The organism is Polaribacter sp. Q13 (assembly GCF_016858305.2).
In the GTDB taxonomy this organism is placed as follows: domain Bacteria; phylum Bacteroidota; class Bacteroidia; order Flavobacteriales; family Flavobacteriaceae; genus Polaribacter.
This window is the reverse complement of the sequence record NZ_CP074436.1, coordinates 4,104,572-4,117,144: the sequence shown is the minus strand read 5'-3', so window position 1 is coordinate 4,117,144 and position 12,573 is coordinate 4,104,572. Positions and strand designations below refer to the sequence as shown.

Below are 12,573 nucleotides of genomic sequence, written 5' to 3'. Positions count from 1 at the left end.
TTATTAAAATGGACAATAAATATTTGTAAGAATCATTATATATTGGTAACTCAAAATAAAAGTTAAAAAGAATGAAAAAACTAACAGACTTCGAAATTAATAGGAAATTAGAAAAATTACAAGATTGGGATTATTATGACGATGCTTTGCATACAGATTTTGAGTTCGATAACTTTAAAGATTGTATGTCTGCAATGAATAGAATTGCTTTTGAATGTGAGGCTTTAAACCATCACCCAGAATGGACAAATAACTATAATACATTAGATATTAAGTTAACCACACATGATGCAGAAGGGGTTACAAAATTAGATTTTAAATTGGCAAAAGCCATCAATAAAATTGTAGAAGTTGAAGAATAGTTTACACAAAATTATAGTTATTTTAGTCTTTGGTTTGCTTATAAATACCTCTTGTACAAAAGATGATTTCTGTTTGCAAAACCCTGTTACTCCTAAATTGGTGTTGCGTTTTTATGATGACACTAATAAGGAAACCTTAAAAAGCGTGAGTACTTTATATGTTTGGGCAGAAGGAAAAGATACCATCGCAAATTTTAATGGTACTAGTTTAGACTCTATTTATATTCCTTTGAATAGCTTAGATACAAAAACTGTTTATAAATTTTCTAACGGAACAGACGTAGATACTTTTACCATAACTTATACACCAAAAGAAAAATACGTTTCTCGTTCTTGCGGCTATAAAGTTACTTTTAATGATGTTACTTTTTATTCTGATAATACTTGGATAAAAGAATTTACGCCATCTACATTAACAACTCTAGACAGTCAAAATATAGCACATGTACAAATATTTCATTAGCATCTATTTCCTTTTTGTTTTTGTTAATGGGCAATCTCAAGAACAAAAAAAAGACACACTTATAGATGCCAAAAAAGACTCTATAATCTACAAATCTAATTACGGACTAAGACTAGGCGTAGATCTTAGTAAACCAATATTAGCACAATTCAAAAGTACGTATTCGGGTTTAGAAATTGTGGGAGATTATAGAATTAAGAAAAACTTATATATTGCTGCAGAAGTTGGTTATGAAGAAGAAACCACAGCAGAAGATTACACAAATTCTACAGTAAAAGGAAGTTATTTAAGGCTAGGTGTTAACTATAATGTTTACAAAAACTGGTTAGACATGAACAACGAAATATTTATAGGATATCGTTATGGTTTTAGTCTTTTCGATCAAACTTTAAATAGTTATACACCCAATGTAATAACTGGCTTAGATGATAACCCTATCTATTTCCCTTCAAACGCAAATACAACCGCAAACACTGCCTCTGGCTTAAATGCACATTGGTCTGAATTTGTAATAGGTTTAAAAGTAGAAACATTTAAAAATTTCTTCGTTTCTTTTAGCGGTTCTTATAAGATTTTAATGAGTGTAAAAGAGCCAGATAATTTCGAAACCCTATATGCTCCTGGTTTTAATAGAATCTTTGAAAGCAGTACCGGTTTTGGTTTTAATTACACCATGACTTACTTAATTCCCTTTAAGAAAAAATAATATTATTTCAATTTAGTATTTTTTAGTAACTTTAACGTCCTTTATTTTTTTAATTTAATCATCATGAATAAAATACCAAGTGTAAATTTAGCCGATTTTTTATCTTCGGATAAAAGCAAAAAACAACAATTTATCGATGAAATTGGTCATGCCTACGAAAACATAGGTTTTGTGGCTTTAAAAGGACACTTTTTAGATGATACGTTAGTAGAAAACTTATATAGAGAAATAAAAAACTTTTTCGATTTATCAATAGAAACAAAAGAAAAATACGAGATTCCTGGAATTGGAGGGCAACGTGGTTATGTCTCTTTTGGAAAAGAATCTGCGAAAGGCAAAAAAGAAGGAGATTTAAAAGAGTTTTGGCATTTCGGACAATATGTAGATGCAGACTCTAAATATGCTAAAGAATATCCAGAAAATGTTACAGTAAACGAATTAGCTAAGTTTAATGCAGTTGGTAAAGAAACTTACCAAATGTTAGAAAAAACAGCTAAATATGTCTTACGCTCTTTAGCCTTACATTTAGGTTTAGAAGAAACCTACTTTGATAATTATATAAAAAACGGAAATAGCATATTACGTCCTATTCATTATCCGCCTATAAAAACAGAACCAAAAGGTGCAGAAAGAGCTGCAGCGCACGGAGACATTAATTTAATTACCTTATTAATGGGCGCACAAGGAAAAGGATTACAAGTACAAAACCATAAAGGAGATTGGATTGATGCCATGGCAGCGCCAGACGAAATTATGATTAATGTTGGAGATATGTTATCGCGCCACAGTAATAACAAACTAAAATCTACCATTCATAGAGTTGTAAATCCGCCAAAAGAAATGTGGGGAACATCAAGATATTCAATTCCATTTTTTATGCATCCTATTTCTGATATGAAGTTAGATGTTTTAGAAAACTGTATCGACGAAAAGCACCCAAAACAATTTGAAGATATTACGGCAGGAGAATTTTTAGACGAACGTTTAAGAGAATTAGGATTAAAAAAATAGTTTGCAGTTATCAGTCTTCAGTTGGCAGTAATAAGTTAACTGAAGACTGAAGACTGAAGACTGTAAACTGATAAAAAATGGATTTCAAAGATCAATTAAAAAATTTATTTCCAGAACATAAGGAAACCATTGAACCTGTAAAAGAAAAATTGGATATTTGGTTACAAGACGATCCTATTATTTGCAAATACGAAAAGCGAAAAGGGAAACCAATTACCATCTTAGAAGGCTATACAGGCGCAACATCAGATTTTAAAAAGCTAGCAAAAGAAATTAAAACAAAACTGTCTGTTGGCGGTAGTTTTAAAGATGATAAAATTATTATTCAGGGAGATTTTAGAGACCGAATAATGACCATGTTAAAAGATAAAGGATTTAAAGTAAAACGTGTTGGTGGATAAAAATTAGAATCACCTCACCATAAATAATTAGTGTAAACGTTATTAATAAATTATGAGTTCTTCTATATTACATATTACAAATGGAGATAGTACTACAAACTATCTTAAAAATCTGAATTTCTCTGGAGATTTTATTACCTGGAGAGAAATGTTGTGCGAAGGAAAAACTACTGTTGATGTAGGAAGTGAAACTTTCTGGAAAACCAGATTCGATTTCTTAAAAACCTCTTACAGCATTAGTAAAAAGAAATTTATAGATTTTACCTTAAAAGAATACAGGACGCTTTGCAGTAAAAAAGAAAGCAAAGAGATTGTCTTATGGTTTGACCATGATTTATTTTGTCAAATTAATATGATTGCTGTTATTAGTTGGTTAAAAATCTATAGAAAAGGGTATCATATTTCTTTAGTAACAAGTAGCAAACCTAAAGATTCTAACAAATTAAAAAGTTTTTCTGAACTTACTAAAAATCAGATGCAGCAACTTTATAAAAGCCGCATCGATTTATCTTTAGATGATATTGAGTACGCAGACTACATTTGGCAATTATATTGCTCAGATAGCCCTTTAAGGTTAGAAACGGTCTATAAGTTTAACCCAATGTCTCCTTTTATCCATTTAGCGGACGCCTTAGCCGCACATTTGCAAAGATTTCCATCCATTAAAAACGGATTAAACCAAATAGAAAACACCATACTAGAAACTGCAAATTCTCATAATTTTTCATCTAAACCTCAACTAGTTAATCAATTACTAGAATCACAAACTATATATGGTTTTGGAGATTTGCAATACGAACATCATATAGAGCAACTTCAAAAATTATTTACCTCTTTCGATCCCGTAAAATTATCTCGAAAAGGAAAAAAAGTGCTAGAAAACCAACTTAATTTTTATGGTGAACTTCGCAATGAAAATTCGTATCTTGGTGGTGCAAAAAAATATAGTTTTTTATATAATAATCAATCTGAAAGACTATTACAAATTACATCTTAAATGTCTATAAAACAATCTGAACTTATCTTAAACCCAGATGGAAGCGTATATCATCTAAATTTAAAACCAGAACATATTGCCACAAACATAATTTTTGTTGGCGATCAAGATAGAGTCGATAAAATCTCTAAATATTTTGATTCTATCGAGTTTACTACTCAAAAACGCGAGTTTAAAACGACTACAGGCACCTACAAAAACAAACAATTTTCTGTTATTTCTACCGGAATAGGCCCTGATAACATAGATATTGTTTTAAATGAGTTAGATGCACTTGTTAATATCGATTTAGAAACTAGAAAACCAAAAGAAAATTTAACGTCTTTAAACATTGTTAGAATAGGAACTTCGGGTTCTTTACACAATGATATCCCTGTAGATTCTTTTGTAATTGGTTCTCACGGTTTAGATTTAAACGGAATGTTACATTCTTATCAAATTGACACCATTTCGAATCCAGAAATTGAAAATGCTTTTGTACAACACACTAATTGGAGCGCTAAAAAATCGTATCCCATTGTAATTGAAAATAGCAAAGAATTAGAAAACAGGTTAAAATCTGACAAAACCTATAAAGGAATCACAGCTACAGCTGGTGGTTTTTACGGACCACAAGGAAGAATTTTACGTTTAGCTTTGCAGGATAATGAATTAAACCATAAAATTGATAGTTTTAGTTTTAACCAACATAGAATTACCAATTTAGAAATGGAAACCTCAGCAATTTATGGTTTATCTAAATTATTGGGACACAAAGCCTGTTCTATCAACGCAATTATTGCCAATAGAGCCAATGGATCTTTTAGCGAAAACCCAGGTAAAGTAGTTGCTGAATTAATAGAATATACACTTGAAAAATTAGTAGAGTAAATGACAAACCTTAATGTTGGCGGAGTTCCAGAGCATTTTAATTACCCTTGGTATTTAACACTAAAAAATAAAGCATACAAAAAACAAGATATTAATCTTCGTTGGCAAGATTTTCCTGGAGGAACTGGGCAAATGTGTAAAGCTTTACGTGCTGGTGATGTAGATATTGCTATTGTTTTAACCGAAGGAATTATTAAAGATATTGCAGACGGAAACCCTTCTAAAATTGTACAGACATTTGTAAAATCTCCTTTAATTTGGGGAATTCATGTAGGCGCAAAATCATCTTTTAAAAATATAGAAGATTTAGAACATGCCACCATTGCTATTAGTAGGTTTGGTTCTGGCTCTCATTTAATGGCCATTGTAAATGCTTACAACCAAGGTTGGAATATTGCTAATTTAAAATTTAAAGTAATTGGCAATTTACAAGGCGGAATTGATGCCTTAACAAACGGAGAAGCAGACTATTTTATGTGGGAACATTTTACCACAAAACCTTTGGTAGATAATGGTACTTTTAGAAGAATTGACGACTGCCCTACTCCATGGCCTTGCTTTGTAATTGCTGTTAGAAATGAAGTTTTAGAAAATAATTTTGAAGAAGTTAAAAAAGTTTTAGACATTATTAATGATGAAACAAAAGACTTTAAAAAAAGTAAAATGATTGATGTAATTCTTGCAGAAAGATATGAACAGCAATTAGAAGACATTCAGCAATGGTTAAAAATTACCGAATGGAATGACGGAAAACCTATTACAAAAAACTTAATTACACGCATACAAAATAAAATGGTACAATTTAACGTTATTGATGAGAAGAAAAATTCTAGTGATTTCATAAAAAATATGTACATTTAACACGAAAAACCATTATCAATGAAAAAAGTAGTATTTATTGCAGTTTGTATTTTAGGAATTCTTTGTTTCTCTTCTTGTAGAAGTACGTCTAGCCATTGTGGTTTAGCAGACAATACAACAACTATTCAAACAACCTTACAGCAAGTAGATTTAACCTAAAACCTATTTGTTTCTTAATTTCAAATTCAATGAATCCGCTTTTACTGCGGATTTTTTTCGTTCTAAAACACTATACCTCTTAATAGTAAGCTAACTTTTAGTAAACTTTTTCATAAAGTTTATCTTACCTTTTTTTCATTTTTATTTTACGTTTACAACACATACTCTTTTTATGTTTGATAGAACTTAGAAATAAGATAATTGTTTACATATATTTAGAAAATCGTTTTCTTCATAAACTTGTTTACACAAGAAACAATTCTTTTTCTTTTTATGATACAAAATGAAAAAACAAAAAAAACGAAAATTAGATTATGTTGTAATTTCAGACGTACATTTAGGTACTTATGGTTGTAGAGCTAAAGAATTATTAAATTATTTAAAAACAATTCAGCCAAAAGTATTAATACTTAATGGCGACATTATAGACATTTGGCAATTTAACAAACGTTACTTTCCTAAGTCTCACATGAATGTAATTAAACACATTACTTCTCTCCTTTCTAAAGGAACCACCATTTATTACATTACAGGAAACCATGATGAAATGCTTCGAAAATTTAAAGGTTTTCAATTAGGAAATTTTAAAATTTTAAATAAACTCGTTTTAAACATTGATGATAAAAAAGCATGGATTTTTCATGGTGATGTTTTTGATATTACCATGAAAAATTCTAAGTGGTTAGCTAAATTAGGAGGAAAAGGATACGATTTTTTAATTCTAATAAACACCTTTATAAATTGGATTAGTAAACTCTTTGGTTACGGAAAATTATCACTTTCTAAAAAGATAAAAAACAGTGTAAAAAGTGCCGTTAAGTTTATTAATAATTTTGAAAAAACGGCTTCAGACATTGCTATTGAAAACAAGTATGATTACGTAATTTGTGGACATATACATCAACCAGAAATTAGAGAAATAGAAAATGAAAAAGGAAAAACTACTTATTTAAATTCTGGAGATTGGATAGAAAACTTAACCGCTTTAGAATACCATAACCAACAATGGAATTTATATGAATATGCCAAGGATGAAATAGCTAAAAAACCTACAAAAAAACTCAGCAAAAAAGAGTTAAAGAACTTAAACAAGGAAGATCAAAATAATTTTCTTTTTGAAGAATTGTTAAAAGAATTTGATATTGAAAAACCTCTAAAATAAATATTTATGCGAATATTATATGCTATTCAAGGAACAGGAAATGGTCATTTAACAAGAGCTAAAGAAATTATACCTATCCTGCAACAAAAAGGTGAACTAGATATTTTAATTAGTGGAAATGAAAATAATTTAGACATCGGTTTCTATATAAAATATAAACTTTCTGGCTTAAATTTTACCTTCGGAAAAAAAGGTGGTATTGATTTTTTGGCAAGTTTCAAAAAAATGAAACTAGCTCGTTTCTACAAAGAAATAAAAACTTTCCCTATAAAGGACTATGATTTAATTATAAACGATTTTGAACCCGTTACTGCTTGGGCTGCAAAATTAAATAATGTAAATATTGTTTCTTTAAGCCATCAAAATGCAGTGCTAGATGTAGCTTCACCAAAATATGGCAAACACAAAATTGAAAAATTAATTTTAAAGCACTATGCACCATCAAATTATAGATTTGGATTTCATTTTAAACCTTATAGTTCTGCTACTTTTACACCAATCATAAGAAAAAGCATTCGGTCTAAAAAAAATAGCAATAAAGGGCATATTACCGTCTATTTACCCTCTTATAATGTAACTAAAATTGTAGATATATTATCTAAAATACCTCTTGTAAAATGGCATATTTTTTCTAAAGAACACAAACGTTTAATCTTTAAAAAGAACATTACTATTTACCCAATTAGCGAATTTGATTTTATAAAAAGCATGGCTTCTTCTAATGGTGTTCTTTGTGGAGCTGGATTTGAAACTCCTTCCGAAGCATTGTTTTTAAAGAAAAAATTAATGGTAATCCCCATGAAAAATCAATATGAACAACAATGCAATGCTTTAGCTCTAAAACAAATGGGAGTTTCTGTTTTAAAAAAATTAAATAGAAAACAATTAATTAAAATTGCAAAATGGATTGAGAGCGATACTATAATTCCTGTAAATTACCCAGACACAACAGAAGATATTCTGGACGCTATTTTATTACCACATGAAAACCAAACAATTTTGCCTACCATTTTATTGTAGGTTTATCTAAGTTCCTCAAAACCTCATTGGTTTTAGAAAAATGTTTACTTCCAAACCAACCTCTCCAAGCACCTAAGGGAGATGGATGAGGAGCTGTAAAAACGGTATGCTTATCTGTATTTATTAGTTTCGTTTTACTTTCTGCGAATTTTCCCCAAAGTAAAAAAACCACATTTTCTTTTTCATTAGATATTTGCTCAATAACGGCGTCTGTAAATTCTTCCCACCCTTTTTTCTGATGACTTCCTGCTTCATGAGCTCTTACCGTTAAAGTGGCATTTAATAATAAAACTCCTTGCTTTGCCCACTTTTCTAAATTCCCACTTTGTGGAATTTCTTGATCTAAATCTGCTCCAATTTCCTTAAAAATATTTTTTAGAGAAGGAGGATGCTTTATATCATCTTTTACAGAAAAACACAAACCATTTGCTTGCCCTTCGTCATGATAAGGGTCTTGGCCAATAATAACCACTTTTAAATCATTAAAAGAGCAAAAATTAAATGCAGCAAAAATATCTTCTTCTTTAGGAAAGCATTGGTGATTTTTATATTCTGATGTTACAAAACTAGATAAATCCTTAAAATAAGGTTTATCAAATTCTAATTGTAAAATAGTAGACCAAGATTCGGATAAATTTCTTTGCATTGCTAGTTGCTTTTAATATTTCTTCAAAGATATTCCTTTTATCAAAAGTACCATTCCTTTAATGAAAGGAGTATTTACTTTAACGTTAAACATCACTCATTTTAAATATATAAATTTCTTTTTAAAAATGGGTGATTTCCCCTTACTCTCTTTTAAAAAGTACAGTTAACTTTGAATAACTAAAAACTAAAATTATGAAACTAAAACTACTTTCTATTGTATTACTTTTTTTTACTAATATAATATTGTCACAAAATATTACTATTCCTGATTATAATTTTAAAGAAGTTTTACTGAACAACTCCTCAATAAACACCGATGGAAACTACGAAATATCTGTTACCGAAGCTGAAGCTGTAACCATATTAAATATATCTGGTTATCAAGAATTTATTGGAGGCGAAATGGGTGAGATAGGTTCTCCAGGTATTTCAGATTTTACAGGTATTGAAGCTTTTATAAATTTAACTTCTTTAACTTGTTCTCAAAACGATCTGTCTAGCTTGGACGTCTCTGCACTTACGCAGCTAACTTATTTAGATTGCTCAAGCAATATTAATCCAACAGGAATGGCTACGAATAGTGGTATTAGTACGCTAATACTTCCTAATAATAACATTTTAGAAACCTTAATTTGTAAAGAAAATTATATTACTTCATTAGACCTTTCTAATAAAACGGCATTAACTCATTTAGATGCTTCAAGTAATTATTTAGCAAGTCTAAATATAACAAATACACCCGCTTTAGAAAATTTAAATGCCAGTTATAATTACAGTCTAACTTCGTTAGATTTATCAAATCACGCTAATCTTACTTCATTAAATGCAGAAAATTGCACGCTAAATAATTTAAATATAAATAACACCCCACAATTAGAGACACTTAAATGTAAACAAAATCAATTAAGCGTATTAAATGCATCAAGCAGTGCTGCTCTTAAAACTTTAGAATGTTATCAAAATCGAATTGTATCATTAGACTTAACAAACAATACAAACTTAATTACTGTTTCAACATCTAATAATTTATTAACTAATTTACAGTTACCAACCACCAATACTTTAACATCTCTCTTGTGTAACACAAATAAACTACCTGGTTTAGATACAACAATGGCAACTAGTCTTATTACACTTAAATGTAATTCAAATTTATTAACCAATCTATTATTACCAACTACAAGTACATTATCAACTATTGAAACGACATCCAATAAACTTACAACACTAAACACAACAGACGTTACAGGTTTAATAACTTTAAAAGCACACAACAACCTTTTAACAAATTTAACTTTACCAAATTCTACTTCATTACAAACTCTAGAAGTTTATAATAATCAATTAGCTACTATTAATTTATTACCTCAAGCTGGACTAACCAATCTAAATATTAGTAATAACAGTTTACCTTTATTAGATGTTTCTGGAAATTTAAATTTGCAAACACTACGTAGTTCTAATAATCAGTTAGCTGTTTTAAATACTTTATCGAATACTTCTTTAAATTATTTAGAATGCTCTAATAATTTAATAACAAGTTTAGATACTACAACTATTAATACTTTAGCTAGTTTATCTTGTTCTGGAAATTTACTTACAGAATTAGACTTGTCTAGTTTTTCTAATTTAAGTAAACTTTACTGTAATAATAATTTATTAACGTCTTTAAACCTTAAAAACGGAAATTCTAATACACTTGCTTACAACACTTTTACTGCTAAAAATAATACAAATTTAAATGCTATTTGTGTAGACGATGCTTTGGTTGCTGCAGGCAATTTAGGTAATGGTATAGACCCTCACATGAACTTTACAGAATATTGTTCTTTTGTACCCGTAAATTCTAATACAATAACGGGTACTGTTTCTTTTGATTTTAATAATGATGGTTGCGATGCTGCAGATACAAAATCTGTAAATACAAGAATTAACAGTACAAGTGCCAATGTTAGTGCTTCTGCGTTTAGCGCTACAGATGGTACGTATACAATTTATATAAATGACACAAATGTAAATACCGAATTAATACCAAACTTTCCATCATTTTTTACAGCAACCCCAACTACACAAACCACTAATTTTACGGGTTCTGGAAATACAGAAACTATCGATTTTTGCATAACTGCAAACTCACAAGTAAATGATGTAGAAGTATATGCTTTTACTACATCTGAATCTAGACCAGGTTTTGATACACAGTTAAGAGTGTTCTACAAAAATAATGGATCTACAATTATTCCATCCGGAACGATAACTTTAAACTTTAATGAAAACCAAGAAATTTTTAATAATGCAAGTACAAGTCCTGATGCTCAAACAAGTAATTCTTTAACATGGAATTACACCAATTTAATGCCTTTTCAAGAAAGTTATATTGATGTTCATTTTACCATAAATACACCTACAAACTCCACAAACCCAGTAAATGGAGGTGATACAATTACCTACACCACTTCTATTACACCTTTAACAGGTGATGCAACACCTGCAGATAACACCCATATTTTTTCTGATATTATTGTAAACGCTTACGACCCCAATGACGTGGTTTGTTTTGAAGGTGATAAAATTAGTACCACACAAGTACCAAATGATTTAACGTATAGAGTTCGTTTTCAAAATACGGGTACTGCATCAGCAATAAATATTGTAGTAAAAGACATTATTGATGCTGATTTAGACATGACTACTTTTCAGCCCGTAGCAGCAAGTCATTCATATAGAACCGCTATTAGCAATACTAATAAAGTAGAATTTATTTTCGAAAACATACATTTAGCAGATAGCACTTCTAACGAACCAGCTAGTCACGGTTGGTTATTTTATAAAATAAAACCTAAAAGTAACACAGTAATTGGTGATGATTTTGATACTACCGCAAATATTTATTTCGATTATAATGCACCTGTAATTACAAATACTTACAACACTGCTGTTGCTATAGAAACAACAATACCTGATAACAATTTTGAAATGGCCTTAATAAATGCCGGTTTAGATAAAGGAATTCCGGACAGCAAAGTGTTTACAGACAATGTAAATATGATATCTAATTTAGATGTTTCTAATAAAAATATTTCAGACTTAACGGGTATAGAAGATTTTACATCCTTAACTACTTTAAATGTTAGCGATAATCAACTTACAGATTTAGATGTAAGTGCACAGACTTTATTAACTTCTTTAAACATACAATCTAATGCACTCACCTCTTTAAATGTAAAAAATGGAAACAATACCGTTTTCACACTATTTAATGCCATTAACAATCCAAATTTAACTTGTATTGAAGTTGATAATGCTACTTGGAGTGCAGACAATTGGACAAATATTGATACAACAACAAACTTTGTGAATAATCAAGCTGAATGTACTGCATTAAGTACTGATACTTATAATACACTAGCGTTTTCTCTATTTCCAAATCCAACTAACGGAAAAATCACTATTACAGCTTTAGAAAAAGCAGATTTACTTATTTATTCACTTTTAGGTAATGAAATTAAAAAAAGAGTTTTAAATAGTGGCAAAAATGAAATTACGGATTTAAATTTATCAAAAGGAATTTATCTTTTTAAGCTTGTTACTAAAGAAAAATCAGCTACTAAAAAAGTGATTATAAATTAATACGTTACCAAAAAATAAAATATTCAAACTCCATATTATTATAAATGATATGGAGTTTTTAATAAAAAAATATTCTTCTTAATACGCTGCAAACACCTTTAAAAATTTTATTCTAAAAAAAGTTTATTTTATAATTCTAGAAATACTATAATCATAAAATTAATCAGATATTAGATTCAAAATATTTTTTTAATTATCAGCTACTTTTACATAGATTCTTTGTTATTTTTGTCGCTAAACTTAGACTTCACCGGTTATAAAAATCATAAAAAGTCTTCTAAGA

At 29.3% G+C, this 12,573-nt stretch carries 13 protein-coding genes; 12 read left to right on the top strand and 1 reads right to left on the bottom strand.

Annotation, left to right across the window (positions count from 1 at the left end; genetic code table 11):
* Nucleotides 1-71 precede the first annotated feature (71 nt).
* The 11 genes from JOP69_RS17395 (at nucleotide 72) to JOP69_RS17345 (ending at nucleotide 8,012) form a co-directional block, all read left to right on the top strand.
* Entirely contained in the window at nucleotides 72-362 is a 291-nt protein-coding gene (locus JOP69_RS17395; protein ID WP_166381745.1) for a 4a-hydroxytetrahydrobiopterin dehydratase, read from the top strand.
* Nucleotides 352-825, top strand: a complete 474-nt coding sequence (locus tag JOP69_RS17390) for a DUF6452 family protein (protein ID WP_203393603.1) — start codon at nucleotides 352-354, stop codon at nucleotides 823-825. The genes JOP69_RS17395 and JOP69_RS17390 overlap by 11 nt, the downstream gene beginning before the upstream one ends.
* A complete protein-coding gene (locus tag JOP69_RS17385; RefSeq protein WP_203393604.1) occupies nucleotides 806-1,531 on the top strand; it encodes a DUF6048 family protein in 726 nt (241 codons plus the stop codon). Before JOP69_RS17390 ends, JOP69_RS17385 begins: the two co-directional genes overlap by 20 nt.
* A 63-nt stretch (nucleotides 1,532-1,594) precedes the next feature.
* Complete coding sequence (locus JOP69_RS17380) at nucleotides 1,595-2,542, top strand: isopenicillin N synthase family oxygenase (protein ID WP_203393605.1); 948 nt, start codon at nucleotides 1,595-1,597, stop codon at nucleotides 2,540-2,542.
* 77 nt (nucleotides 2,543-2,619) lie between these two features.
* Entirely contained in the window at nucleotides 2,620-2,943 is a 324-nt protein-coding gene (locus JOP69_RS17375; protein WP_203393606.1) for a translation initiation factor, read from the top strand.
* Between the two features lie 52 nt (nucleotides 2,944-2,995).
* Nucleotides 2,996-3,940, top strand: coding sequence for a DUF1835 domain-containing protein (locus tag JOP69_RS17370; protein WP_203393607.1), 945 nt, complete (start codon nucleotides 2,996-2,998; stop codon nucleotides 3,938-3,940).
* Nucleotides 3,941-4,810, top strand: a complete 870-nt coding sequence (locus JOP69_RS17365) for a nucleoside phosphorylase (RefSeq protein ID WP_203393608.1) — start codon at nucleotides 3,941-3,943, stop codon at nucleotides 4,808-4,810.
* Nucleotides 4,811-5,671, top strand: a complete 861-nt coding sequence (locus tag JOP69_RS17360) for a substrate-binding domain-containing protein (protein ID WP_203393609.1) — start codon at nucleotides 4,811-4,813, stop codon at nucleotides 5,669-5,671.
* Nucleotides 5,672-5,689: 18 nt separating this feature from the next.
* Nucleotides 5,690-5,830 (top strand): hypothetical protein, encoded by a 141-nt coding sequence (locus tag JOP69_RS17355; protein ID WP_203393610.1) that lies wholly within the window; start codon nucleotides 5,690-5,692, stop codon nucleotides 5,828-5,830.
* A gap of 283 nt (nucleotides 5,831-6,113) precedes the next feature.
* Complete coding sequence (locus tag JOP69_RS17350; RefSeq protein WP_203393611.1) at nucleotides 6,114-6,992, top strand: UDP-2,3-diacylglucosamine diphosphatase; 879 nt, start codon at nucleotides 6,114-6,116, stop codon at nucleotides 6,990-6,992.
* 6 nt (nucleotides 6,993-6,998) lie between these two features.
* A complete protein-coding gene (locus JOP69_RS17345; RefSeq protein ID WP_203393612.1) occupies nucleotides 6,999-8,012 on the top strand; it encodes a glycosyltransferase family protein in 1,014 nt (337 codons plus the stop codon).
* Here the strand turns inward: JOP69_RS17345 and JOP69_RS17340 are convergent.
* The gene (locus JOP69_RS17340) at nucleotides 7,996-8,658 is read right to left on the bottom strand and encodes a uracil-DNA glycosylase (protein ID WP_203393613.1); all 663 of its coding nucleotides are present in this window, start codon (nucleotides 8,656-8,658) and stop codon (nucleotides 7,996-7,998) included. The genes JOP69_RS17345 and JOP69_RS17340 overlap by 17 nt on opposite strands.
* A gap of 194 nt (nucleotides 8,659-8,852) precedes the next feature.
* Between JOP69_RS17340 and JOP69_RS17335 the strand changes: the two genes are divergently transcribed.
* Entirely contained in the window at nucleotides 8,853-12,290 is a 3,438-nt protein-coding gene (locus tag JOP69_RS17335) for a T9SS type A sorting domain-containing protein (RefSeq protein ID WP_203393614.1), read from the top strand.
* The last annotated feature ends 283 nt before the right edge of the window (nucleotides 12,291-12,573 follow it).